The organism is Cupriavidus pampae (genome assembly GCF_914271485.1).
Taxonomy (GTDB): Bacteria; Pseudomonadota; Gammaproteobacteria; order Burkholderiales; family Burkholderiaceae; genus Cupriavidus; species Cupriavidus pampae.
On the sequence record NZ_CAJZAG010000006.1, the window covers coordinates 151819 to 178445 of the forward strand.

A 26627-nucleotide genomic window follows, 5' to 3' on the forward strand; every position below is an offset into this window, starting at 1 on the left:
GCCTTGTCGTCTCCTCGCTTCCGCCTCCAAGTAACCTGCGAAAACCGTATATGCAATGTAACTAAGCGGTGCGTCCGAGACAAGCTAGAAGAAACCCTAGCCCCAAAAGCGGGCAAGCGCGCGCCGCATGGGTGCCGTCAGTGCTTTTTCCGGCTCGTCAGCGCGATCAACTCGCCCATGATGCCGCGGCGGAACGTCAGCACGCAGATCACGAAGATGATGCCGGTGACCATCGTCACGGACTCGCCGAGCACGCTGAACCAGCTGATGCCGGTGGCCGAGGCGAGGAACGCGCCGATATCGCCCAGCTTGTTCTCCAGCGCGACGATCACGAACGCGCCGACCACCGGGCCCGACAGCGTACCCAGACCGCCCACCAGCGTCATCAGGATCACCGAGCCCGACATCGACCAGTGCACGTCGGTCAGCGTCTCGAAGCCCAGCACCAGTGCCTTGATCGAACCGGCCAGGCCCGACAGCGCGGCCGACAGCACGAAGGCCATCAGCTTGAACTTGTCCGTGTCGTAGCCGAGCGAGATCGTGCGCGGCTCGTTCTCCTTGATCGCCTTGAGGATCTGGCCGAACGGCGAATGCACCGTGCGCACGATCAGCGCGAATGCGGCCACGATGATCACGAGCGCCACGTAGTAGAGCGTCAGGTCATTGGACAACGACAGCACGCCGAACAGCTTGCCGCGCGGAATGCCCTGCAGACCATCCTCACCACCCGTGAACGGCGCCTGCAGGCAGATAAAGAACAGCATCTGCGCCAGCGCGAGCGTGATCATCGAGAAGTAGATGCCCTGGCGCCGAATCGCGACCGAGCCAACCACATAGCCGATCGCCGCGCCCGCGGCGGTACCGAGCAGCAGGCCGATCTCGGGCGTCACGCCCCACACCTTCATCGCCTGGCCAGCCACATAGCCCGCGCCACCGAAGAATGCAGCGTGGCCAAACGACAGCAGGCCCGTGAAACCGATGAGCAAGTTAAAAGCACAAGCGAACAGCGCGAAGCACAGCACCTTGAGCACGAACACAGGATATGCGCCCACCATCGGCGCGGCGATCAGGGCCAGCAGCAGCAGGCCGTACAAGACTTTCTTCTGCACGCCGCTTCCTTGCTTGGTGCCGTTGGCGCTGTTGGCGACGGCGGGTTGTCCCGCCTGTCCGGTAACTCCACTCATTATTTCTCCCTCCCGAACAGACCGGCCGGGCGCAGCAGCAGCACGATCACCATGATGAAGAACACCACAGTGGACGAAGCTTCAGGATAGAACACCTTGGTCAGGCCCTCGATCACGCCGAGGCCCAGACCCGTAAGAATCGAGCCCATGATCGAACCCATGCCGCCGATCACCACCACCGCGAACACGACGATGATCAGGTTCTGGCCCATCAGCGGCGAGATCTGGATCACCGGTGCCGCCAGCACGCCTGCAAACGCGGCCAGCGCCACGCCGAAGCCGTATGTCAGCGTGACCATCAGCGGCACGTTGATACCGAACGCTTCGACCATCTTGGGGTTTTCGGTACCGGCACGCAGGTAGGCGCCGAGCTTCGTCTTCTCGATCACGAACCAAGTGGCGAAGCACACGATCAGCGATGCCACCACGACCCAGCCGCGATAGTTCGGCAGGATCATGAAGCCGAGATCGGTCGCGCCCTGCAGCGCTTCTGGCGGCGAGTAAGGCAGGCCCGACACGCCGTAGATCGAGCGCAGCACGCCTTCGATCACGAGCGTGATGCCGAGCGTCAGCAGCAGACCGTAGATATGGTCGAGCTTGTAGATCCAGCGCAGCATGCTCTTCTCGATGATCACGCCGATCACGCCGACAAGCAGCGGCGCAAGCGCGAGCATCACCCAGTAATTGAGCCCGGCGTACTCCATGCCGGCCCACGCGAGCACGGCGCCGAGCATGAACAGCGCACCGTGGGCGAAGTTGATCACGTTGAGCAGGCCGAAAATCACGGCGAGCCCCAGACTCAACATCGCGTAGAACGCGCCATTGACGAGGCCCAGCAGTAGCTGGGACAGCATGGCGGGAAGGGGAATACCGAAAATATCCATGGCAACCGACTGTCTGCTCTCCGGGTCATCGGAGAGCGCAAGGTGGAGTCGGGGTCGGGGCGCATCTCCCCTTCCCCCCACCCTCCCCCGACGGGGAGAGGGCGTACTGCGTTGTCAGCGGTTCACGCCAGCAACGATTACTTCTTCAGCATCGCGCACTTCGATTCGGCAACCGTGGTGAAAGCCTGGTCGCCCGGGATCGTCGTCACGACCTTCATGTAGTCCCACGGCTTCTTCGAATCGGCCGGTGCCTTCACTTGCATCAGGTACATATCGTGGACGTAACGGCCGTCCTGGCGAATCTGGCCCTTGCCGTAGAAGTCGTCGAGCTTCATCTTCTTCAGTTCGGCCATGACCTTGTCCGGATCATCCGTCTTGGCCGCTTCGACTGCCTTCAGGTAGTTCGACACCGACGAGTAATCCGCGGCCTGCAGCGAGCTCGGCATCTTCTTCATCTTGCCGAAATAGCGGTTGGCGAACTTGCGCGTCTCGTCGTTGGTATCCCAGTACCAGCTGTCCGTCATCAGCAGGCCTTCGGTGTTCTTCAGGCCCAGGCTGTGCACGTCGTTGATGAACATCAGCAGACCCGCGATCTTCATCGTCTTGGTGATGCCGAATTCCTTGGCCGCCTTGATCGAATTGATGGTGTCGCCACCGGCGTTGGCCAGACCCAGGATCTGTGCCTTCGACGCCTGCGCCTGCAGCAGGAACGACGAGAAGTCCGACGCCGACAGCGGGTGACGTACCTGACCGGCCACCGTGCCGCCGTTGGCCTTGACCACGGCTGCGGTATCAGCTTCGAGCGAATGACCGAAGGCGTAATCCGCGGTCAGGAAGAACCACGACTTGCCGCCCTGCTTGACCACCGCGCTGCCGGTACCCTTGGCCAGAGCCACCGTGTCATACGCGTAGTGCACCGTGTACGGCGAGCACTCTTCGTTGGTCAGGCGCGCGGTGCCGGCGCCGATGTTGATGTACACGCGCTTCTTCTCGGAAGCGACCTTGTTCATCGCGAGCGCGGTACCGGAGTTGGTGCCGCCCACCAGCAGGTCCAGGCCCTGTTGGTCCATCCATTCGCGCGCCTTCGAGGCGGCGATGTCTGCCTTGTTCTGGTGGTCGGCGGACATCAGCTCGATCGGCTTGCCCAGCACCTTGCCACCGTGGTCCTCGATGGCCATCTTGATGGCTTCGAGACCGCCCTGTCCGTCGATGTCGGCATACAGACCCGACAGATCGGTGATGAAGCCGATCTTCACGGTGTCGTTGGATACCTGCGCCGAAGCAGCCGTCGAGACGGCACCCAATACAGTCGCTGCTACCGCGACCGCCAGCCGAGTCATCTTCATGTTTTGTCTCCTGAGTTTCGGCGGCGCAAGGCCACCCGTTCCTGCCTACAACAATCGTTCGATCCCCACGGCATGCATGCCGCGCGCGATCAGACCCCAAGCAGTTCGTTGAGCACCGGCATCTTGGCCTGCAACTCGTCCGCGGCAAAGCGCTCGACGATGGTGCCGTGTTCCATGACGTAGAAGCGGTCCGCGAGTGGCGCGGCAAAGCGGAAGTTCTGCTCCACCATCACCACCGTGTAGCCCTTCTTCTTGAGCATCAGGATCATGCGCGCGAGTGCCTGCACGATGACCGGCGCGAGCCCTTCCGAAATCTCGTCGAGCAGCAGCAGGTTGGCGCCCGTGCGCAGGATGCGGCCGACGGCCAGCATCTGCTGCTCGCCACCCGAGAGACGCGTGCCCTGGCTCTGCCGGCGTTCGGCGAGGTTTGGGAACATCTCGTAGATCTCGGCCTCGGTCATGCCCGTGCGCGAGGCATCGCCGCCCACCACCTTCAACTGCGGCGGCAGCAGCAAATTCTCTTCGCACGACAGGCTCGAGAAAATTGCGCGTTCTTCGGGGCAGTAGCCAATACCGTAGTGCGCGATCTTGTGCGTGGGCAGCCCGATGGTCTCGTGGCCGTTCACCTGAATCGAGCCTTTGCGTGTGCCGGTCAGACCCATGATCGCGCGCAGCGTCGTGGTGCGGCCCGCGCCATTGCGGCCCAGCAGCGTGACCACCTCGCCGTGATTCACGGTCAGGTTCACGCCATGCAGGATGTGCGACTCGCCGTACCATGCATGCAGGTCGCGGATCTCGAGCGCGGCGGTGCCCTTGGGAGCGTTCGTGTTCGTCATATCGTAGCGATCCGGTGGCTCAATGGCCCTGCAGCTCGGCGTCCGCCGTGCCCATGTAGGCTTCCATCACGCGCGGGTCCTTCGACACCTCCGCGTACGGTCCCTCGGCGAGAATCGCGCCACGTTGCAGCACGGTGATCTTGTCCGCGATCGACGAGACCACGTTCATGTTGTGCTCGACCATCAGGATGGTGCGGCCGGCGGAGACCTTCTTGATCAGCTGCGTGACGCGGTCCACGTCCTCGTGACCCATGCCCTGTGTGGGTTCGTCGAGCAGCATCAGTTCCGGTTCCATCGCCAGCGTGGTGGCGATCTCGAGCGCGCGCTTGCGGCCATACGGCAGGTTCACCGTCACCGTGTTGGCGAACTCGGTCAGACCCACCTGTTCGAGCAGTTCCATCGCGCGCTCGTCGAGCACGTCGAGCGACCGCTCGCTGCGCCAGAACTGGAACGCGGTGCCGAGCTGACGCTGCAGGCCGATGCGCACGTTCTCGCGCACCGTCAGGTGCGGAAACACGGCCGAAATCTGGAACGAGCGAATCACGCCACGGCGCGCGATCTGCGGAGGCTTCTCACGCGTGATATCGATGCCGTTGAACAGGATCGTACCGGTGGTCGGCTCGAGAAATTTCGTCAGCAGGTTGAAGCACGTGGTCTTGCCGGCACCATTGGGGCCGATCAGGGCGTGGATCGATCCACGCCGCACGCGCAGGTTCACGTCGCTGACCGCGGTGAACCCCTTGAATTCCTTGGTGAGGTTCCTGGTCTCCAGGATGTTGTCCTCAGTGTTTTCCGGCCTCATAAGTCTCCTGCCCGCCCTCTTGCTGCGCCACCGGGTTGTGCCCGGCACTGACAATGGTTGGATCCGCGGCGCGTGTCGCCATGCTGCCGCTTGTAGTGCCCTCGCGATAACGCCATGTACAGCGTTCGTCCGGGTGCCGATGGATCGGCATATGTGTGCGGTGCGGCTACCGCTCGCATACGGGCGCCGCACCATGGATGTGCAGGCTCGGGCCCGTATACCGGCGACTATTGTGTGCGCCTGTTGCGTCGCAAAACATCGGGGTTTGCACTAGGCACAAGACATGGCCGCCACAACGCCTGGCGCGCGTGACGCAGTGCGGCCATGATGCGCTTATGCCTGCACGCTCGTGGTGCGCGAGTCCTGCGCGACGGCTTTCTGATTCGTGGTCGCGGCACTCGTCGTTGCCTCGCGCGCCGCATCGTCGACGACGTCGCTGCCACCCCGGCGCGCCTTGCGGTCCGCGCGAATCATGTCGCTCGCGCGCTCGGCAATCATGATCGTCGGCGAGTTCGTGTTGCCCGACGTGATCAGCGGCATCACCGATGCATCGACCACACGCAGGCCATCGATGCCGATCACGCGCAGACGCTCGTCGACCACCGACGTGCGATCGTCGGCGCGGCCCATGCGGCAGGTACCCACCGGATGGAAGATCGTGGTGCCGATCGCGCCGGCCGCTTCGGCGAGCTGCTCGTCGGTCTCGAACGCCGCACCCGGCAGCCATTCGTTGGGACGATACGGGGCCAGTGCCGGCGATGCCACGATGCGCCGCGTGAGGCGAATCGAATCGGCCGCCACCTTGCGATCCGCCTCCGTCGACAGATAGTTCGGCGCAATCGCGGGCGCGCGACGGAAGTCGGCATTTTCGATATGCACACTGCCGCGCGACGTCGGCCGCAGATTGCACACGCTGGCCGTGAACGCATTGAATGGATGGAGCGGATCGCCGAACTTGTCGAGCGAGAGCGGTTGCACGTGATACTCGAGGTTGGGCCGCGCCTGGTTCGCATCGCTGCGCGCAAACGCACCGAGCTGCGAGGGCGCCATGCTCATCGGCCCGCTCTGGTTGAACGCGTATTGCAGCCCGATGCCGAGCTTGCCCCACCAGCGCGCCGCGCGCGTGTTGAGCGTGCGCACGCCATCGACCTTGACCACGGTGCGCAACTGCAGATGGTCCTGCAGGTTCTCGCCGACGCCCGGCAACGCATGCCGCACGCGAATGCCGAGCGCCTGCAGGCGCTCCGGCTGGCCGATGCCCGACAACTCCAGCAACTGCGGGGAATTGATCGCACCCGACGCGAGGATGACCTCGTCGTTGGCGCGCGCCTCGCGCTCGACGCCACCGCCGACATAGCGCACGCCCGTGCAACGGCGGCCGCCGGCGTCCTCGTCGAACGTCAGCGCGCTGACCTGTGCGCCAGTGACAATGGTGAGATTTGGCCGATCGGCCGCGCGGCGCAGGAATGCCTTCGACGTGTTCCAGCGAATGCCGCGACGCTGGTTGACCTCGAAATAGCCCACGCCAAAGTTGTCGCCGCGATTGAAATCATCGGTGCGCGGAATGCCGGCCTGCTCCGCTGCATCGATAAATCGCTCCAGGATGTCCCAGCGCAGACGCTGCGCTTCCACGCGCCACTCGCCACCCGCGCCGTGAAACTCGCTGTTGCCGCGGTAATGATCCTCGCTGCGCTTGAACAGCGGCAGCACGTTGTCCCAGCGCCAGCCGTCGTCGCCGCTGAGGCGCGCCCAGTCATCGTAATCTTCGCGCTGGCCGCGCATGTAGATCATGCCGTTGATCGACGATGAACCGCCCAACACGCGGCCGCGCGGATAGCCGAGCGAGCGGCCGTTCAGTCCCGCTTCCGCCACCGTGCGATAGAGCCAGTCCGTGCGCGGATTACCGATGCAATACAGATAGCCGACCGGGATATGAATCCAGTGATAGTCGTCCTTGCCGCCCGCTTCGAGCAGCAGCACGTTGACGTCGGTGTCCTGCGTCAGGCGATTCGCCAGTACGCAGCCAGCTGAGCCGGCACCCACGATGATGTAGTCGTATGTCTCCATGTCCCTTTGGTCCAGCATCGGTTTGTTATCGGAATGCGGAGATCATCGCACGACTGGAGAGAGGCGGCCGTCAGGGTCTTAACGGAGGCGCCGTGGACTCGATCGGCACGAGGTGCTGCCGCAGCCAGTCCGTCATGGCCGCGAAGGCCTCGCCGCGCCGGGGCTCGGTTTCGTTGAACAGCTCGTGATAGCCGTCCGCGAACCACTCCATGCTGCACAGGTCGTCGGGGGCGTTGTCGTGAAACCGGCGGCTGCCGGCGGGATCGACGATGCGATCGGCGCCGGCCACCAGCATTAACGTAGGGGCTTCGAGCCGTGGCGCGTCGGCCTGAGCCTGCGCCATGCCGCGCACGAAAGTCTCGAGCGCGCCCGCGGTAATGGTGGCCTGCACCAGTGGATCGGTGCGATACGCGCGCACCACCTCGGGATCGTGCGACAGGCCGCTGGCATCGAGTTTCGTGGGCACGCGCAGACGCGGCACAAAGGCCATCAGCACGCGCTGGAGCCGCAGCATGCGCGGCGACAGATACAGCGCAAGCGCCGGAGAAGAGAGGATCAGCGCGCGGATCGGCCGCACGCGCGCGGTGGCAAACCGCGCCGCGACCAGACCGCCCATGCTGTGGCCCAGCACGATCGGCAGTTCATTCCACTGACGCACCGCGCCGTCGTAGATCTCCGCCAGGTCGTCGACGTAGCTATCTGCATGCGGCGCCACCATGCGCGGGCCACCGCTGACGCCGTGGCCGCGATGATCGTAGGCCCGCACGCGCAGCCCCAGTGCGCACAGCGCCTCGACCACATGTTGATAACGGCCGCAGTGTTCGCCGAGTCCGTGCACGAGCAGCAGCGTACCAAGTGGCTCCTCATAGCGCTGCGCATCGGGCAGCCAGGTGCGCAGCAGCAGCTCGGTGCCGTCGCGCATGCGCTGGCGGCTCTCCACCGGGGCAATCGTCATATTGGGCTCAATCCTGATGACAGCATGCAGAGGCTACATTGCCCTCCTCGCGTGCGAAATCGGTGAGGATCGGGCAATCGGGGCGGTCGTCGCCGCTGCACGACTCGGCCAGTCCGCGCAGCGTGTCGCGCATCGCGCTCAGTTCCGCGATGCGCGTCTCGAGTTCATCCAGGTGACGCAGGGCCAGCGCCTTCACGTCGGCACTGGCACGGGCACGATCGTGCCACAGCGACAGCAGTCCGCGAATTTCATCGAGCGAGAAGCCGAGATTACGGGCCCGCCGCACGAAGCGCAAGGCGTGCACAGCGCGCGCATCGTAGCGGCGGTAGCCGCCCTCGCTGCGCGGCGGCGTCTCCAGCAATCCAATCGATTCGTAGTGGCGGATCATCTTGGCGGTAACGCCCGATGCGTTCGCGGCTTCGCCGATGTTCATGACGTGGCCTCCTGTGCGGAAGATGCGGGGTTGAGAGGTTTTGCTACGCGCGCCGGCAAGGCATGCGCGCCCTGCGACGCGGCCGCGCGCCAGCGGCGCAGCAGCAACGCGTTGCTCACGACGCTCACGCTCGAGAACGCCATTGCCGCGCCGGCGACCACCGGGTTCAGCAGACCGGCCGCCGCGAGTGGAATGCCGACCACGTTGTAGATGAAGGCCCAGAACAGGTTCTGCCGAATCTTGCGCACGGTGCGATCGGACACGACCAACGCATCGGCCACCAGCAGCGGGTCGCCACGCATCAGCGTGATGCCGGCCGCGTGCATCGCGACGTCGGTACCGGTGGACATCGCAATGCCGACATCGGCCGCCGCCAGTGCGGGCGCATCGTTGATGCCATCGCCGACCATCGCCACCACCGCCCCGCCCTGCTGCAGTGCCTGCACGCGCGCGGCCTTGTGCTCGGGCAATACTTCAGCCTGCACCTCATCGAGCCCGAGCGCGTCGCCGATATGACGCGCCGCGCCCGCGTTATCGCCGGTCAGCATCACGGTACGGATGCCGGCGGCGCGCAGACGGGCGACGGCTGCTACGGCGGTGGGCTTGAGCGCATCGCCGAACGCGACCAGACCGAGCACGCGCCGCGCGCCGGCATCGACGAGCCACGACACCGTACGGCCTTCAGAACGTAACTTGTTGGCGGCCGCTTCGAGCGCGGCACCGGCTTCGGCACCCAGCGATGCGCGCAAGCCTTCGCTGCCGAGCTGCAGTGCGATGCCATCGACCTCGCCTTCGATGCCACGGCCCGGCAGCGCGCGTACGTTCGTTGCGACGAGCACCGCAATCTCGCGCGCCTTCGCCGCCGTCAGCACGGCACGGGCCAGCGGATGTTCGCTGCCGGCCTGCAGCGCCGCCAGCTGCGCCAGCAACGCCGCTTCGTCACCATCTACCGCATGCAGTGCGACGACTTCGGGCTTGCCGACCGTCAGCGTACCGGTCTTGTCGAATGCCACCACCGACACGCGATGCGCGACTTCGAGCGCTTCGGCATCCTTGATCAGAATGCCCGCGCGCGCGCCCGCTCCGGTACCCGCCATGATCGCGGTGGGCGTAGCCAGGCCCAGCGCGCACGGGCAGGCGATCACCAGCACCGCCACCGCGTTGAGCAAGGCCGCGGACCAGTCACCGCCCGCAAAGCCCCAGCCGAGCAACGTGGCCAGCGCAATCACCAGCACCACGGGCACGAACACCGCGCTCACGCGATCGACGAGCCGCTGGATCGGCGCCTTGGCCGCCTGCGCATGCTCGACCATGCGGATGATGCGCGCCAGTACCGTCTCCGCGCCGACCGCGGTGGTGCGTGCCACCAGCAGACCTTCCGCGTTGATCGCGCCACCCGTGAGCGCATCGCCGACGCCGCGCGCGACCGGCACCGATTCGCCCGTCAGCATCGATTCATCGACATGGCTGCTACCCTCGACGATCTGTGCGTCCACCGGCACGCGCTCGCCGGGGCGCACCACGATCTCGTCGCCGACCCGCACCTCCGCCAGCGGCACCGTTACGACCTGTCCGCCACGGCGCAACTGCGCGGTATCGGGACGCAGCGCCGCCAGCGCGCGAATCGCATCGGCGGTCTGGCGCTTGGCGCGCGTCTCGAGCCATTTGCCGAGCCGCACGAGGGTGATCACCACCGCGGCGCTTTCGAAATAGAGATGGCCGCCATGACCCTCGTTGCCGCCTGCCATCATCCACAGCGAGAGCCCGTAGGCAGCCGAGGTGCCGAGCGCCACCAGCAAATCCATATTGCCGGCGCCCGCGCGCACGGCCTTCCAGCCCGCCTTGTAGAAGCGCCAGCCGAACACGAACTGCACCGGCGTGGCCAGCAGCCACTGCACCCATGCCGGCAGCATCCAGTGCACGCCGAACCATTCGAGCACCATGGGCGCGATCAGCGGCAACGACAGCAGCGCCGGAATGGTGACCGCATAGGGGCTCGACCAGAAATCGAATGGCTTCGGCGCTTCCGTGCCGACCGGTGCGGTCACGGGCGCGGCGCCGTACCCGGCACGCGTCACAGCCTGCGCCAGCATGTCGGCGGACACTGCGTCGCGCAGCACCGTCACCGCGGCACGCTCGGTGGCGAGGTTGACCTGCGCCTCGACCACGCCGGGCACCGCGCGCAAGGCACGCTCCACGCGGCCGACGCACGATGCGCACGTCATGTCGGCCACGGACAGCTCCACGGTATCGCGTGGCACGTCGTAGCCGGCGTCGGTCACCGCCTGCGCGGCCGCCGTCAGCACGGCGCCGCTCTCCGCGCGCAACGTGACGCGTTCGGTAGCAAGATTCACGGACGCGTCGCTGACGCCGGGCACATCGGCCAGCGCATGCTCGACGCGACGTACGCAGGATGCGCAGGTCATGCCCTCGACGGGAAAGCTCCACTCCGCGCCGGTGGCGGCGTCGAAAGCGACAGAAGGTTCAGCGGAAATCGACATGATGGGATGGGATTGGCAGTAGTGACGACTGCATCGTGGACCTTACCATCATTGGAAGGTCAAGGTCGGCCAGCGAAATATTGCCGCGATCAGATTCCGCTTGCGCTTCCCACGGTGGGAAGGTTCACACTACGTTCCGTGTTTCCCTTGCACCGGAGTTCAAGATGATCCAGTTCGAAGTCGAAGGTATGTCCTGCAACCATTGTGTCGGCGCGATCACGCGTGCGGTGCAGGCCGTCGATCCGGCCGCCCAGGTGGCGGCGGACGTACCCACCCAGGCCGTCAAGGTCGAGAGCAACGCCGATCAGGCGGCGCTGCGGCAGGCGATCGAAGCCGCCGGTTACCCGGTGAAATCGGCGAAGTAAGCCACCAAATAAGAAAGGGCGCCCGCAGGCGCCCTTTTTTCTGAACCTCGCTCCGCGTCAGAAGCGGTAGCCGACGCTCAGGTACGTCACCACCGGATCGATGCTGATCTTGGTATGCGACTTCACCACTGCGCCGTTGGCCAGCGTGGTCTCGAAGTTGCCCCTCGTCGAGATGGGCACATACGACACCGACAGGCCCACCGACCAACGGTCGGTGATGTTGTAGTTGGCGCCGATGTTGAACACCGGGTTCCACGACGGCGTGGCGCTGGCGGTCATCTTCGAACCGGGCCCGAACTCGTTGTTCACGAAGTTCTGGTTCGTGACGGTCTCGCCGGTGAACCACGTGTAGTTCACACCGAGACCCACGTACGGACGGAACTTGGTCGTAGCTTCGAAGAAGTGCCACTTGAAGACGATAGCCGGGCTCCACTGGCGCACTTCACCCAGCTTGCCGTACTTGTCATAGCCACGATCGCCGCTGACGTCGTGCTTCGGCGGAATGCCGAGCACGAAGTCGGCCGAAATGTTGTCCGTAAAGAAATGGTCGATCGCCAAGCCGATGGTGTCGGCCGAGTCGATCTTGGCGCCGGTATTCGGACGCTGCTGACCAACCGGACGGCCTGCGATGCTGTCGATCGTCAGGTTTTCGCTCGACCCGGTGGGCATCACACGGAACCAGCCCGCGCTGACCACCGTACTGCCCGCGGCTTGTGCCTGGGCGAAGCCGGCGAACGTCATGGCCGCGGCTGCCACCAGCATCTTTTTATAGATTGTATTCATAGCTCCTCTTTACTCCTCACGATGTGACCAACTCCATGGCACGCATTATCCCGTGGCGACAACCCGGACTGTTTCAAACATGAAAACGATGCGTAGAAGGAACGCCCTAAAGACCGGGTTAACCCAAGAAAACATCGGAAAATTGCGGGTGTTTCTTAAATATCCGCTGCATCCGCGCAACGGTTTTTGTGGAAACCGCAAAGACCCCTTCGGGTGAGTGGGATTGCGCGCGCCATGCTGCATACGCACATTTGAAACAAAAGTGCTGCATTGCGGAATTCAGGGCTGGCGCGGCTTTCCGGTCGGCGATGCCGCGTTCTTCACGCTCGCGCCGCGCACCTCGATGGCGATGTGATCGACGACTTTCCCGGCGGCATCGACAAGCTCGATGCGGTGGCGTCCCGGCCATGGCAGCCACCCGGCCTCCCCACCGCGCGCGAGTGGCTTGCCGTCGAGCCGCCAGCTCACGCCGGTGGCGGCTTCCCCCGTCGGCGCCGTGGCATGAAACCAGACCCGCTGGGCGTTCGGCGGGATATCGGGATCGAGCGCAAAGACAGTGCCGTCGGCCGGACTGGCGATCGCTGCGCGCGCATTGCCCCGTGGTGCGGCCGCCGCGACACTCACACGCGGCAGTTCGGTGCCGGCGAGAAACACTTCCTCGCGCGCCGGCTCCAGGTTCTGGTCGAAGCTGAGGCTGATACGACGCACGCCTGCGGGAAGTTCTGGTGCGCGGCTCGGCGCCGACCCATGCAACGCGTCCATCACGTCATGCCAGATCGGCGCGGCGCCGGTCACGCCAGACACATCGTGCATCGCGGCCCCGCTGGCGTTGCCGACCCACACGCCCACGGTGTAACGCTGCGACCACCCGATGCACCAGTTATCGCGCATGTCCTTGCTGGTGCCGGTCTTCACCGCCGTCCAGAAGCGCGTGGTCAGCGGACTGTCGAGCCCGAACGTGCGGGCACGCGCGTGGCGGTCGGCGAGCACGTCACCGATCACGTAGGCAGCCGCCGGCAGCATCACCGTGTGTGCGGCGGGAGCTGCATCCCCCGCACGCAAGCGCGGCGGGCTGTAGGCGCCGCCGTTGGCGAACGCGCGATAGGCATTGGTCAGCGACAGCAGCGAGACATCGGCGCTGCCGAGCGCGAGGCTGTAACCGTAGTAATCGCCAGACTGCGGGAGCGGCAGCCCGAGTGCCACCAGCCGCCGGTGAAAACGATGCGGCGTCACCATCACCAGCGTTCGCACGGCGGGTACGTTGAGCGACGCGCCCAGCGCCGCGCGCAGGCTGACCCAACCCGCGTACTGGTGATCGTAGTTCTGCGGAATGTAGAGACCGCCGCCGGTCGGCAGGTTCACCGGTCGATCGTCGAGCAATGAGGCCGCGGTGACGCGGCGCTCTTCGAGCGCCTGCGCGTACAGGAACGGCTTGAGCGTCGAGCCGGCCTGGCGCAGCGCCGCCGCATGGTCGACCTGCGCGGCAGCCGACAGCGTGCCCGACGATCCGACATAGGCGAGCACGTCGCCGCTGGCGTTGTCGATCACGATGACCGCGCCATCCTCGACGTTGCGACCGGCGAGTTCGCGCAGATGGCGATCGAGGCTCGCCACCGCCGCGCGCTGCACGCGCGCGTCGAGCGTAGAGACGATGCGCGCGGGGGGTGCTGCGTTGCCGCCCGCTGCCTGCGCCACGAGCAGACGACCCAGATGCGGCGCGAGATTGGCGCCCGCGGGCTTCATTGCGCCCGCGCCGCTCGCGCGCAGTAGCGCCAGTTCGGTAAAACCGTCGAGCCCATCGCATTCGCGCGGCAACTGCATCTCGCGCAGGATGCCGCAGGCGCGTCGCGCAACCTGTGCGGCGCTGGCATTGGGCGCGCGCACCAGCGCGACGGCCAGCGCCGACTCGCGCGCGTCGAGCCCGCTCGGCACCTTGCCGAACAGTGTCTGCGACATCGCCGACAGCCCGACCAGTTCGCCGCGAAACGGTACGAGATTCAGATACGCCTCGAGGATCTGGCCCTTGCTCCAGTTCCGCTCGAGCGATGCCGCACTGACGGCCTGACCCACCTTCTGGCTCATGCTGCGGCCGCGGCCCGCGCGCAGATCGTCGTCGAGCAGGCCCGCCAGCTGCATCGTCAGCGTGGACGCGCCACGCGTGCGCGTGTTCCACAGGTTGGCCCACGCGGCCGCCGCCACGCCCTGCCAATCGACGCCACTGTGTGCATAGAAACGGCGATCCTCGGACAACACGATGGCCGTGCGCAGCGCCGGCGAGGTCTCGGTGAGCGCGACCCAGTCGCCACGTCGCGCGCGGAAGTCATCGCGCACACGCGCCACCGTTTCGCCATGCCGATCGACAACCACCACATCGGCACTGCGCCATGCTTCGCGCACGGTGCCGAACGTCGGCACCGCCAGCGCGGCCGGCATGGTGAGCACAGCCACCACGGCCAGCGTAAGGCGTGCCAGGCGACGGGAGCGCGGGGCGTGTGGCATGACCGTCTACGCGCCGTCGGTGGCCGCCGGCGCGGCGTCCGTGTGCCGATGGCCGACGATGCCCGCGACGATCAGCACCTGCGCGGCCGCATAGAACCACCAGATGCCCAGCTGATACGTATCGAACGCCGACAGGAAGCGCGCGGTACCGATCAACGCATCCGAGATCAGGAAGCAGATCGCACCCAGCGCGGTAAGCGGCGTGGGCAGCCGCGCCAGCAACGCCGCGCACGCCATGGCCGCGAGCACGCCGATGTACACCACCACCGGCAGCGTAAGCTCGCCGAGATTGGGCCAGAAGCGGCTGAGCAGCGTGCCCGCCGCACCGATGATCAAGCCGCAACCGATCAGCCGATGCGCGCGCAGATCGGCGCCGAGCGGTACGAACAGACGCAGATATGCAAGATGCGCGAGCAGGAACGCGCTCAGCCCGCCAATAAACGAGATGCGCAGCCCCGGCATCGCCAGCAGGAGGTCACCGATTGCGGAGAACACGAGTGCCACGACCAGCCAGCGGCGCTCGCCGAGTGGTCGATGGAACCACGCGGCGCGCGCCAGCAGCAGCGCCATCGCGCACTTCCACAGCGGCTGATACGAAACCTGCCCGGTCAGCGGCGCGCCAGGCGGCAGCACCATCGCAGCCTGCAACAGCAACACACCATAGATGATGCCCGCGACCGCACCCATGAACCACCACTCGCGCACGCGCGCGGGAATGTTGACGGCAAAGCGAATCACGGGCGCGCCCCCACAGTCAGGCGTTCCACCGGCAAAGCACCGAACACGTCTGGCGCGTACATCGCTTCCGCGCGTACCGGTGGCAGCGCGAACTCGCCGGCATTGTTGAGCCGCACCGTGTACTCGACCGTAAAGCCGCCCTTCGGCACGTAGTCGTAGTAAGCACGATAGGCCTCGGGCGTGCGCTCGACAAACGTCGCATAGGTGCCGCCCTGCTGGCCACGCGTGGCAATCTCCGAATCGCGGCCGAGGCCACTGCCGAGGATCGTCGCGCCGGTCGGCACGGGATCGCTGACCACCACCCACGTCATGTCGGCCTGCGCGTCGACATCGAGCTTCACGCGATAGGTATCGCCGCGCGACCATTTACCCGCCACCGCCTGCTCCACCGGCGTCACCGTGCGACGAATGCGATAGCCCGCTGCGATGGGTTCGCGTAACGGTACCGCGGCCAGCGCGCGCACCGTCGCCCATGGGCGTCCGCCGCCCGCGTGTTCCACCTGCAATGGGGCGGACGCGCCGGCAGCCGGCCACGCCAGATCGACGCTACCGGTGGCAATGCCATCGCGTGTGGTCGCGCGGGCCCAGTCGAATGCGCGCGACTCCGCGCCAAGCGTGGCGCGTGTGGTGCCGTTGACGGGCGTGCGCTCGTAGGTCTGCGCATAACGCGCAATCGCCAGCACGCCCCACGCGTTGGCCGTGGTCGTACTCCACGCGCCGCGCGCCTGACGTCCCAGCAGGCCCGTCACCAGTTGCGGCACATCGTCCTTCCATGCCGGCAGTTGCGAGGCCACTGAGAGCAGCCGTGCCGCATTGACGTCGCCATTGGCCATCACCCACCACCAGTTGTCGTCACGCTCGGTGGAGAACACCAGACGCGTGCCCTGCACCGTCAGCCGGCTGCGCAACAGTTGCTGTGCCTCCGCCACGCGCGCGTCGTGCTGCGGGATATCGGACACGCGCGACAGCAGCGACAACCAGTCGATCAGCGCAGAGGTCGGCCATTGCGCGGGCAGGATCTGGATCGAGCCAAGCATGCGCGCCTGCGCATGCCCCGAGCGCGACAGCGCCTCGAGCGCCGCGAGCTTGCGAACTTCGAGGTCCATCGTCGCGGACTGCGGTGCCCAGCGCGGCGGCGTGATGCGACCTTCGACGAAAGCGGTCAGCCCACGCTCCATCTGCGCGCGCAGCGCATCGGGCACGCGCATCGGCAGCCCCGCGCGCGCGGCCTCGTCGGTGAGCGCCAGCAGGTAGGCGGTCAGCGTGACGCTGCCTGCCGTGGCATCGCTCGACAGCGGGAAGTACGACGCTAGCCCGTTGCCATCGAGGTACGACGGTAGCTGCGCCATCAACGCATCCCATGCGGCCGCGTCGCCAAGGCCGATGGCTTTCGACGTGCGTTGCTCGAGGCACGAGAACGGATACGCGCGGAACCACTCGCGCACGCCCGGCATGCCGCCCGCAAGCGACGACTGCAACGACACCTGCAGGCCGCCGCGCAGCTTGCCAGTGGGATCGGTCAATGCCTCGGCCGGCGCCTGGACCGGAATCGACAGTGAAGGCGACAATTGCGCGAGCGTGGCCTGTTGCACCGTGACCGGCACGGCAGGCACGATCTGCTGCGACAGCTTGAGGCGATCGCTGGCACTACCGGTGCCCTTTTCTGCCGCCTGCACTTCCCACTGGATCGTGCCGCTGCGACTGTAGGCGAGCAATGCGGGCGCGGTCACGTCCCAGCCGATCTCGCGCGCTTCGCCGGGCGGCAGCTGCACCGTCTGCGGCGGCAGCGTTTGCGTATCGACCAGCGTGGCGCGCGCCGTCGCTTCCACCGTCATGGCACGCTGCGTGGTATTGCGCAACGTGAACATCGCGCGATAACGATCGTCCTCGCGCACCAGCAGCGGCAGGCCCGCAATCATCTGCAGATCCTGCGTCGCCGCGATGCTCGCGCTACCCGTGCCGAAGCGGCCCACACCAAGGTCCGCCACCGCGACGATACGGAAGCTCGTGAGCGAATCGTTGAGTGGCACCTCGAGCGATGCGCGACCCTCCGCATCGAGCTGCACGCGCGGATTCCACAACAGCAGCGTGTCGAACAGCTCGCGCGTGGGACTCTTGCCACCACCACCGCCCGCGGGCACGGCCTTGCGACCATAGTGACGCCGGCCGATGATCTCCATCTGCGCGGTCGAGGTCTCCACACCATAGCTGCGCCGCTGCAACATGGCATCGAGCAAATTCCAACTCGTGTTCGGCATCAGTTCGAGCAGCGCCTGATCGACCGCCGCGAGCGCGACTTCCGCATTGGCGGCGGGCTTGCCATCCGGCAGCTTCACCTGCAGCGCGACGCGCGCCTTGCCACGTACCGGATAGGTGGACTTGTCGGGCGTGACGGTGACGTCGAGGCGATGCGCCTCGTTGCCCACGCGAATCTCGGCGAGCCCGAGGCGAAACGCCGGCTTCGACAGATCGACCAGCGGCGATGGCGCCACGTACTCGCGTCCTTCCGCGCGGAACGCGCGCCACCAATCGACGGGCTGGCGCCAGCCCCACGTGAAGAACGAATACCAGGGCACGTCGCGCAGGCGGCCACGTAGCGACAGCACCGAGACGTACACGTTCGGTCCCCACTCGGGCTTTACCTTGAGGCGCACCGACGGATCGTCGCCGCGCAGCTCCACGACCTGCGTCTCGATCACGCCTTCGCGTTCCACCGCCACCAGCGCGGTAGCGCGACGGAACGGCATGCGTACCTGGAACACCGCGGTCTCTCCGGGCGCATACGACTTCTTCTCGGGAATCACGTCCATGCGGTCGTGGTTCTCGCCGCCGAACCACAATTCGCCCGCGCGCGTGACCCACACGGTGGTGGCGGCACGCGACATGCGCCCATCGCCGTCGCGCACGATCGCGGTCAGCTCGACCTCGCCTGCCTGCGTGAGCGCCACGTTGCAGTTTGCGCGACCCTGCGCGTCGGTGCGGGCCTCGCACACGGTGCCAAGGTCCTTCATCTCGCTGCGGTTGTCGTATTGATAGAAGCCGCCGACCACGCGTTTGCGCGCCGAGGTGTTGATGCGCAGGCGCGCCTGAATCTGTATCGGCATGTCCGCCAGCGCCTTGCCTTGCGTATCGAGCGCGAGGCCCTGCACCGCGATCTTTTGCGTAACGGAGACCCAGTTGCCCGCGCGAATGCCCGCCACCACGCCAGCCGGCCACACCGGCACGGTTTGACGCAGCGTCTGGATCTCGCCGTTCGGGTCGGCAAAGCCGGCCTCGAGCACGAGGTCGGTCGGCAGTTCGATTTTCGGCAGATCCTTGAGCGTGGTCTTGGCGGCGCCGTTGCGATCGAGCGTCACACGCACCTTGTCGGCGATCAGGCGTTCCGGCTGCGAGGCGGTGTCTTCATCATCGGCATCCTCGTCACCGGCCCCGGCCTGCTTGCGCTGCCGCGGCGGCTCGAACGAAAAGTCGTCGTAGTCCGCAAAGTTCACCGACTTCTGCCGCAGCAGCGCGGACAGTTGCACGGGCAGGCCCGCGGCCCCGCCGCCGGAGAGGTAGTGGATTTCCATGCCAACCGGCACCGACGACGGCGCGATCAACGCATTGCCCTTCGCCTTCGGATCCTTGTCCGCCTGCAGCGTGCCCGCGAGCACGGGCAGACGGAAAGCTTCGGCGCGAAAGCCACCGGTGTCCAGCGACTGCCCGCTCGCATAGACCAGCGCGGTTGCATACTGTCCGAGCTTGGCGGCCGGTGGAATCTGGAACGTGTTCTCGGCACTGCGGCCACCGGTTGCCGTGGCGCGCCATTGCAGCGGCATCTCGTAGGTCTGGCCGCTGCCCTCATGCGTGATGACGAGTTTCACGGGCATCGCCTTGTCACCCGCGGGCAGGCCGAAACCCTGCAGGGTCTCGGTGCGCAGCAGATGCTTCATCGATACGGTCTCGCCCAGGCGCAGCAGCGTGCGATCGAACACGGTGTGCGCGCGCAGCGTCTGCGTCGCGCTCATATTGGTGGGCACGTTGAAGCGCCATGTTTCGATACCGCGATTCCAGTCCGACAGCACGAACGCCATGTCGGCCTTGCCGCGCGCCTGCGGATGATCGGCGCCGATACGCGCGGAAGCAAAGTAGCCGGAGAGGCCGTTGGCGCAATCGTCATGACGCGCTTCCGGCAGCTTGTCGAAGCGCGCGACGCCGCTGGCGTCGGTACGCGCTTCGCCGTACAGCTTGCCCTCGCAGTCACGCACAGCCACCGCAGCGTTGGCCACCGGTTTGCCATCGTCGAGCGACGTCACCCACACCAGCCCACTCAGATCGCCATCGGTCGCGCCACGCGCGATCTTCAGATGCACGCCGAGGTTGGTGACCAGCGCGGCGGTGCGCACGTACATCGGCGCCTGACGGCCGAGCAGCGCGGCACCGAGTCGCGGCGACGCGATCTCCACCACGTGGAAGCCCGGCTCGGGCAGCGGAATACCCACCACCTCGAACGGCCGCGGATCGCCGCCGGTCAGCTTGGGGATATCGAGTCTGCGCACGCCCGGCGCCTTGTCGAGCAGCGAGACCGAACGCGTTTCGATGGACGGTGCATTGCGCGGATTGCGCACGCCATACGGCGAGTTGCCGGCGAGCACCGCATCGAGCTCGCCGCGCGTCCACGATTGTTCGTGCATGCGCTTGACCAGACCGAGCCAGCGCAACACCGCGCCATCGTCATCGACCTTGAGGCGCGCCACGATCCCCGCCTGTGCGCGCACGGTGCTGGCAGGCAGATCGGCTTCCACGTTGCGCAGTGTGACGGGCAGCAGCGGCGGAAAATCCTCCGACGATTTGTTGCGCGGCACATCGGCGAAGCGCTCGACCACACCGAACGGTGCCGCCGAGAACTTCGCGAGCGGCGGTAGCGCGGCCATGGTGACCTTGAGCGGGAACAGGTCGGCGTTGGTCAGCGTGCGGCCGGCGTCGTCTTTCAGATCCTTCGGCGCCTCGATCGTCAGCGCGGCATTCTCCGCGAACGGCGGCGGAAACGATATCGACTCCACCGCGGCATCGGGCGACAGATCCGGATCGAAGGTCGGCGCGCGATCGCCCGATGGCGTCTTCAACACCACGCGCTCGGCCACCTTGCGTGGCACCGGCGCCGTGAACGTGACGCGCAGCGGCCGCAGCGGCGTGCACGGTGCCTCGGCACGTTCGCGCTCGCAGGTGAAACCGGCCGCAAAGGCCTCGCGCACGGTGAAGTCGAAACGGCGCGCATCGCGCGTGGCCACTCCCGACGGCGTCGCAATACCAGCATCGAGCACGAGCTGCATGCGCGCACCCGACGGCAGGCGCTGCTGGCAGGCGAGCAGATGAATCGCTTCCGGCGTCTGCTTCGCGAAGTCGGCCCAGCGAATCGCGCCGAGCACCGTCTCGCGATCTTTGCCGGACAGCAGGCGCACGGGAATGCGTTCGCCAAGGCCTTCGGCCTGGCACCATGCATGAGACTGGATCGAGCCCGCCGTGGCCGCGCCATTGAAGCGCAGCGCAAAGACCTGATCCTCCTCGATCTGGCCGCCCGACGGCCGTGCCGAGAGCACCGTGGGCCCGCCGGTCTCGAAGCGATACTCGGGCTTGCCGCTGTAGGCCTTGCCCGCCACGCTCTTGAGCCCGCTTGTCATCCGCACCCCGCAGCGCACGCCCGGGGGCAGATCCTGCTCGAAGTCGAACACCCAGTTGCTGGCATCGACCCAGCGGCCCTGGCCATTCGTGCCGCCTCCCTGACAGGACACCGCGGCAGGCGGTGCCGCCTTGAGGTCGCCCATCGGCACCATCGGTTCGTCGAAGCGGATGGCCACCTGCCGCACACGCGGCACCACCCCCTCCGGCGAAAAACGCGTGATCTGCGCGGCAAACGCCTGCGCCGCACTCAGCGCGGCCAGCGACGCGAACCCGACGGCGACGATTCCCCTCATCCCTGCCCCTCCCGGTTTTAGCTCTCCGGCGAGCGTGACATGGGCCGATTGCAAGCGCAAGCCTGCGCACATTTCGGCACGACGGACCGCGCCGGGACTTGTGTTTTCAGCGCAGATGGGACAGTGGCAACTGGCCTTCGCGCTTGAGCGCGGTCAGCACGATATTCGAGCGCACGCTCTCCACACCCGGCACGCGCATCAGTTTCTTCATCGTGAAGTCGGCGAGCAGCGGCAGATCCGGCACCACCACGCGCACCAGGTAATCGGCCTCGCCGGCCACCGCGTAGCACTCCTGGACTTCGTCGAGCAGCAGGATCTCCTCGCGGAAGCGCTCCACCGCAGTGTCGCCGTGATGCGCAAGCTTGATGCTGATAAACACGACCACACCGAGTCCGAGTGCCTGATGCGACAGATTCACGCGGTAACCGGTAATCACGCCATCGGCCTCCAGCCGCGCAATGCGCCGGCCGACCTGGCTCGGTGACAGGTGCACGCGATCGGCAAGCTGCTGGTGCGTGGAGCGTCCATCGGTCTGCAGGGCCGCCAGCAGCGCCAGATCATAGGTATCAAGCTCGACCATACGTATTTTCCGCATCCATCGCCGTAGACATGCGGATTATATGCATACGATCGGCATTCATCCCTGAGATTGCGGCCGAATTGCAGCACCGGATCGATAGACTGTGCAGTATTCCCGCATCGCTGGAGCAGCACACATGATCACCATGACCGAGAAACTCAGGGAGCAGTTCGACGCCGGCCTGCTGTCCGGGCAGGAGTTACGCGACGACTTCACCATCGCGCAACCGGTCCATCGCTATACCGAGACCGATCATGCGATGTGGCGCACGCTGTACGAGCGCCAGGCCACGATGCTCAAGGGACGCGTGTGCAACGAGTTTCTCGAGGGGCTGGAGACGCTCGGTATGGACAAGCACCGTGTGCCCGACTTCGAGGCGCTCAACGAACGGCTCATGCGCGCGACGGGCTGGCAAGTGGTGGCGGTGCCCGGGCTGGTGCCGGATCAGGTGTTCTTCGAGCATCTGGCCAACCGCCGCTTTCCCGCGAGCTGGTGGATGCGCAAGCCCGAGCAGCTGGACTACCTGCAGGAGCCCGACTGTTTCCATGACGTGTTCGGCCACGTGCCGCTGCTGATCAACCCGGTCTTCGCGGACTACATGGAAGCCTACGGCAAGGGTGGCCTCAAGGCGCACGGCCTGGGCGCGCTCGACATGCTCGCGCGGCTCTACTGGTACACGGTGGAGTTCGGCCTGATGCGCACGCCCGAGGGGCTGCGTATCTACGGCGCCGGCATCTTGTCGAGCCAGGGCGAATCCATTTACAGCCTCGATGCGGCGAGCCCCAATCGCATCGGCTTCGACGTGCGACGCATCATGCGCACGCGCTATCGCATCGACACGTTCCAGAAGACGTATTTCGTGATCGACAGCTTCGAACAGCTGTTCGACGCCACCGGTCCGGACTTCACTCCGCTGTACGACGCGCTGCGCGACCAGCCCACGCTCGGAGCCGGCGATATCGCCGCGGGGGATCGTGTGATCCACACCGGCACGCGCGAAGGCTGGGGCGACAGCGAGGACATCTGAAGCACAGCCCCCTTTGTGAAACAATCCCCTTGCGCCAATCCGACGCTATTTCGATCGAGCCCATCATGACTCCTCTCTCGCAAGACGCGCGCGCAAGCCTGCTGGCCGGCCTGCCCGGCTGGACGCCGGTACAGGGCCGCGACGCCATCCAGAAATCGTTCCGCTTCGCCGACTTCAACGCGGCCTTCGGCTTTATGACGCGCGTCGCGCTGCATGCGGACAAGGCGGACCACCACCCCGAATGGTTCAACGTGTACAACCGCGTGGACATCACGCTGTCGACCCACGATGCCGATGGGCTGACGCAACGCGATATCGACCTGGCCACGTTCATCGAGAAAGCCGCTGCGGGACTGACGCGCTAGCCGTCGGCGTCCTTCGACGCCTGTTAGGTCGCTGAAAGCAACGTCCCTGTACAATCGGCGAGATTGCCGACTTGCACGATGGTTGGCAGCCGAGCCTTGCCTAACCAGACGTCATTACGTACAGAGCCATGCGCATCCTGCTGATCGAGGACGACCGTCAAATCGCCAGTGGCGTGGAAGCTGGCCTGTCGCGGGCGGGCCATCAGGTCCGCGTCGTGCATGACGGCGTCTACGCCACCGACCACCTGCTGCGCGACCAGCACGACCTCGTCATCCTCGACCTCGGCCTACCCGGCATCGATGGCATGACGCTGCTGGCGCGCTACCGCGCGCGCAATCGCACCACGCCGGTGTTGATCCTGACCGCGCGCGACGAACTCGAAGACAAGCTATCCGGCCTCAATGCCGGTGCCGACGACTACCTCGTCAAGCCCTTCGCACTGCCCGAACTCGAAGCGCGTGTGCGTGTGCTGCTGCGCCGCAGCCAGCATGGTGAGGCCGCGCCGGAACGCGATGTGCGGCTGGGTCGGCTGCGCCTGTCCGGCAACGATCGCCGCATGTTCGTCGATGGCCGCCCGCTGGAGTTGTCGCCGCGTGAGTTCGCGGTGCTCGAACTGCTGTTGCAGCGTCAGGGCCGCGTGGTCAGCAAGGCGCAGATGCAGGATCACCTCGCGACGTTCGCACATCCCGCCGGCGAAGGCGGCGATACGGTCGGCGACACCGCGATCGAAGTGTATGTCCACCGCGTCCGCAAGAAGCTCGAGGACAGCGATGTGGAAATCGTCACGGTGCGTGGCTTTGGCTACCTGCTGCAGATCCGCGCCGGACACTGATGCCGCGGTGCCCCGCGCGGGCGCCATGAGCATCTGCACCCGCTTCGACTGAGCCGCCCGCCATGTGGCCGCGCCAACCACCGCCCCCGTCCGCATCCGGCTCCACGCCTGGCACCACGCCGGGTCACGGCGCGCGCGCGCGCGGCGGCAGCCGCGGTGCGACCAATCAGAGCCTGCGTATCCATCTGCTGCGCGCGCTCGCAACACCGCTGTTCGCGCTGGTGCTGACGAGCGGCTCGCTTTCTTACTGGCTGGCCGCGCACTACACCACGCAAGTGTTCGACCGTGCGCTGTATGGCGTAGCCAATAACATCGCGCAGCAGATCCGCATTGCAGGGCCACGCCTCGAGCAGGACATTCCGATGATCGCGCAGACGCTCGTCGAGGCCGAGGGCAGCGACCGCATCTACTGGCGCATCCACGGCCCCGACGGACTGATCGGCGGCATGGACACCTGGCTTGGCTACGGCACGGGTCAGACCTCGCTCCATGACGCGCGGCTGTTCTATGCATGGTTCAGTGGCCGTCAGGTGCGCGCGGTGCGCCTGCCGGTGACCTTGCCGAGCCCCGCCAACGACGAATACGGAACCTCCACCAGCGCCGGTGCGTCCGGCGGCGCCAGCGCGCCCGAGGCGACAGCGCCGCGTGGGCCGATCGTGGTCGAGGTGGCGGAACTGCTCGACCGGCGCGAGACCGCGGCCAACGAAATCCTGCTATCGGTGTCGGTGCCGCTGCTGCTCCTGCTGCTGCTCGGCAGTCTGATCCTGTCGCACGTGCTCAAGGAAGAGCTCGTGCCGCTGCAGATCCTCACCGACAAGCTGAACCGTCAGACCGCGCGCTCGCTGGCCGCCCTGGACGAAACGCAGGTACCGGCCGAAGTGGAGCCGCTGATCCGCGGTCTCAATGCGCTGCTGTCGCGGCTACGCGATGCGCTCGACGCCCAACGCAAGTTCATCGCCGATGCCGCGCATCAACTGCGTACCCCGCTCACGGCCGTCAAGCTGCATGCGGACCGCGCGGTGGAGGCCGATACGCTGGACGTGGCGCGTCATGCGCTGCGCGAAGTGCAAACCGCCGCCGATCGCGCCGTGAGGTTGTCGAATCAGTTGCTGTCGCTCGCGCGCGCCGAGCCGGGTCTGTCGCTGGAGAGACTCGGGCCAGTCGAGCATTTCGATCTGGCCGAACTCGCGTTCGAGATCGGCGCGGAATGGGTGCCACAGGCGCTCGCGCGTCGTATCGACCTCGGCTTCGAGATCCTGCCCGGCCCAACCTTCACGGGTGGCGCGCCCGCGCACGTACGCGGCAATCGGTTGCTGCTGCGCGAGGCACTGAGCAACCTGATCGACAATGCCGTGAAGTATGTGCCGGCCGGCGGACGCATCACGGTGCGCGCCGGTGGCGAGACCATGGGCCATCGCGGCATGGCCGTGGTGATGATCGAGGACAACGGCCCAGGTATTCCGCCCGCGCGCCGCGACGAAGTGTTCAAGCGCTTCTTCCGCGGGGACGACACGCCGGGCGTTGCGCGTCAGGCCGCGCCGAGCGGTGCCGGACTGGGCCTGGCGATCGTGCACGAGATCGTGACGCTGCATCAGGGCACGATCCGCATCGAGGACGTGCCGGCGCCCGTCCTGCCGCCCGTGGTGGAGGTCGCTGTGGAACGCGCCACTGCGCAGGGCGACGGTGGCACCACCGACGCCCCTGACCCCGCCAACGCAGCCAGCACGGCAGCCAACATCAGCGTGCAGCGCCGCCCGTCGATGCGCTTCGTGATTCGCATCCCGTGCGAACCCGCGCCCGCGCCAACGGGCATCCCGCTGTCGCAGGTCACCCGTCGCGTCTGACGACGACCGCCTCGCTTACTTTCCTCGCTTACTTTCCTCGCTTACTCTGCTCGCCTACTCTGCTCGCCTACTTGCCGCGCTTTTCCTTCGGCGCGAGCATCGTGCCGCGGCAGTCCGGGCTGCCGCAACGGCATTCGAACTCTTTCTTGAGCTTCTTGGTGTAACGCGCATCGAGCACCAGGCCGTAGTCGTAGAAGAGCTCTTCGCCTTCGGCAATGTCGCGCAACGCGTGAATGAACACGCGCCCCTTCTTCTCGCGCGCCTCGCAGTTCGGCGCGCACGCGTGGTTGATCCAGCGCGCGCGGTTGCCGCCAAACTTGGCGTCGATCACGCTGCCATCTTCAAGACTGAAGTAGAACGTGTGGTTGGGATCGTCGGGATCGTGCGGATGGCGCTTGAGCGCTTCCTTCCACGAGATGTGCTCGCCCTTGTATTCGATGATGCGCGTGTCCTCGCCGATGGCCCCGATCGCATACACGCCGCGACCATGTACCCCCGACTGCCGCACCTCGATGCGATCGCTCGCGGTCTTTTTCTTTCCGCCCTTCTTTTCGGGCTTCTTGTCGCCCTGCTTCGCCTTCGCGTTGTCCGCCATGTTCCTTCCCGAATGGAAAATCGCCCGGAGTATCCC

General features: G+C 66.1%; 20 protein-coding genes. 5 read left to right on the forward strand and 15 right to left on the reverse strand.

Translation table 11 applies throughout. The features are described 5' to 3' along the window. Nucleotides 1–137: 137 nt before the first annotated feature. The 9 genes from LDO41_RS16100 to LDO41_RS16140 all read right to left on the reverse strand — a co-directional run bounded on the left by LDO41_RS16100 (nt 138) and on the right by LDO41_RS16140 (nt 11008). Nucleotides 138–1184, reverse strand: a complete 1047-nt coding sequence (locus tag LDO41_RS16100) for a branched-chain amino acid ABC transporter permease (RefSeq protein WP_223989912.1) — start codon at nt 1182–1184, stop codon at nt 138–140. Then, on the reverse strand, nt 1184–2068 hold the full coding sequence (locus tag LDO41_RS16105; protein WP_223989914.1) for a branched-chain amino acid ABC transporter permease: 885 nt from the start codon (nt 2066–2068) through the stop codon (nt 1184–1186). Before LDO41_RS16105 ends, LDO41_RS16100 begins: the two co-directional genes overlap by 1 nt. Before the next feature lie 137 nt (nt 2069–2205). Next, complete coding sequence (locus LDO41_RS16110; protein WP_223989916.1) at nt 2206–3414, reverse strand: ABC transporter substrate-binding protein; 1209 nt, start codon at nt 3412–3414, stop codon at nt 2206–2208. An 89-nt stretch (nt 3415–3503) separates the two neighbouring features. After that, a complete protein-coding gene (locus LDO41_RS16115; RefSeq protein WP_223989918.1) occupies nt 3504–4250 on the reverse strand; it encodes an ABC transporter ATP-binding protein in 747 nt (248 codons plus the stop codon). A 19-nt stretch (nt 4251–4269) separates the two neighbouring features. Next, on the reverse strand, nt 4270–5052 hold the full coding sequence (locus LDO41_RS16120; protein WP_223989920.1) for an ABC transporter ATP-binding protein: 783 nt from the start codon (nt 5050–5052) through the stop codon (nt 4270–4272). 333 nt (nt 5053–5385) lie between these two features. Continuing rightward, nucleotides 5386–7119, reverse strand: coding sequence for a GMC family oxidoreductase (locus LDO41_RS16125; protein ID WP_223989923.1), 1734 nt, complete (start codon nt 7117–7119; stop codon nt 5386–5388). Between the two features lie 70 nt (nt 7120–7189). Then, complete coding sequence (locus LDO41_RS16130) at nt 7190–8074, reverse strand: alpha/beta hydrolase (protein WP_223989924.1); 885 nt, start codon at nt 8072–8074, stop codon at nt 7190–7192. A 7-nt stretch (nt 8075–8081) separates the two neighbouring features. Continuing rightward, nucleotides 8082–8507 carry a Cu(I)-responsive transcriptional regulator gene (gene cueR / locus LDO41_RS16135; RefSeq protein ID WP_223989925.1) on the reverse strand — a complete coding sequence of 142 codons (426 nt, stop codon included), beginning with the start codon at nt 8505–8507 and terminating at the stop codon, nt 8082–8084. Next, nucleotides 8504–11008, reverse strand: coding sequence for a heavy metal translocating P-type ATPase (locus LDO41_RS16140; RefSeq protein WP_223989926.1), 2505 nt, complete (start codon nt 11006–11008; stop codon nt 8504–8506). Before LDO41_RS16140 ends, cueR begins: the two co-directional genes overlap by 4 nt. 164 nt (nt 11009–11172) lie before the next feature. Here LDO41_RS16140 and LDO41_RS16145 point away from each other — a divergent pair, with 164 nt between their 5' ends. Further along, nucleotides 11173–11373, forward strand: a complete 201-nt coding sequence (locus LDO41_RS16145; protein ID WP_223989928.1) for a heavy-metal-associated domain-containing protein — start codon at nt 11173–11175, stop codon at nt 11371–11373. A 57-nt stretch (nt 11374–11430) separates the two neighbouring features. Here LDO41_RS16145 and LDO41_RS16150 read toward each other — a convergent pair whose 3' ends face one another. The 5 genes from LDO41_RS16150 to LDO41_RS16170 form a co-directional block, all read right to left on the reverse strand. After that, on the reverse strand, nt 11431–12156 hold the full coding sequence (locus tag LDO41_RS16150; protein ID WP_223989930.1) for an OmpW/AlkL family protein: 726 nt from the start codon (nt 12154–12156) through the stop codon (nt 11431–11433). 279 nt (nt 12157–12435) lie between these two features. Then, nucleotides 12436–14589: a penicillin-binding protein 1C gene (pbpC, locus tag LDO41_RS16155; protein ID WP_223990467.1), complete on the reverse strand. Its 2154-nt coding sequence runs from the start codon at nt 14587–14589 to the stop codon at nt 12436–12438. Between the two features lie 72 nt (nt 14590–14661). Then, entirely contained in the window at nt 14662–15342 is a 681-nt protein-coding gene (locus LDO41_RS16160; protein ID WP_377741618.1) for a lysoplasmalogenase, read from the reverse strand. Nucleotides 15343–15389: 47 nt separating this feature from the next. Beyond that, complete coding sequence (locus tag LDO41_RS16165) at nt 15390–21347, reverse strand: alpha-2-macroglobulin family protein (RefSeq protein WP_223989934.1); 5958 nt, start codon at nt 21345–21347, stop codon at nt 15390–15392. A gap of 106 nt (nt 21348–21453) precedes the next feature. Next, nucleotides 21454–21927 carry an Lrp/AsnC family transcriptional regulator gene (locus LDO41_RS16170; RefSeq protein WP_223989936.1) on the reverse strand — a complete coding sequence of 158 codons (474 nt, stop codon included), beginning with the start codon at nt 21925–21927 and terminating at the stop codon, nt 21454–21456. Nucleotides 21928–22063: 136 nt separating this feature from the next. Between LDO41_RS16170 and phhA the strand changes: the two genes are divergently transcribed. From phhA to LDO41_RS16190, 4 genes are all read left to right on the forward strand, one after another. Then, a complete protein-coding gene (gene phhA, locus LDO41_RS16175; RefSeq protein ID WP_223989939.1) occupies nt 22064–22954 on the forward strand; it encodes a phenylalanine 4-monooxygenase in 891 nt (296 codons plus the stop codon). A 65-nt stretch (nt 22955–23019) separates the two neighbouring features. Next, nucleotides 23020–23319 (forward strand): 4a-hydroxytetrahydrobiopterin dehydratase, encoded by a 300-nt coding sequence (locus LDO41_RS16180; RefSeq protein WP_223989941.1) that lies wholly within the window; start codon nt 23020–23022, stop codon nt 23317–23319. Between the two features lie 128 nt (nt 23320–23447). Beyond that, the gene (locus LDO41_RS16185; RefSeq protein WP_109582532.1) at nt 23448–24152 is read left to right on the forward strand and encodes a response regulator transcription factor; all 705 of its coding nucleotides are present in this window, start codon (nt 23448–23450) and stop codon (nt 24150–24152) included. Between the two features lie 62 nt (nt 24153–24214). Next, complete coding sequence (locus tag LDO41_RS16190) at nt 24215–25996, forward strand: sensor histidine kinase (RefSeq protein ID WP_223989943.1); 1782 nt, start codon at nt 24215–24217, stop codon at nt 25994–25996. Between the two features lie 67 nt (nt 25997–26063). On the opposite strand, the gene LDO41_RS16195 is transcribed toward LDO41_RS16190, so the two are convergent. Next, a complete protein-coding gene (locus tag LDO41_RS16195; protein ID WP_223989945.1) occupies nt 26064–26591 on the reverse strand; it encodes an SET domain-containing protein in 528 nt (175 codons plus the stop codon). Nucleotides 26592–26627: the final 36 nt, after the last annotated feature.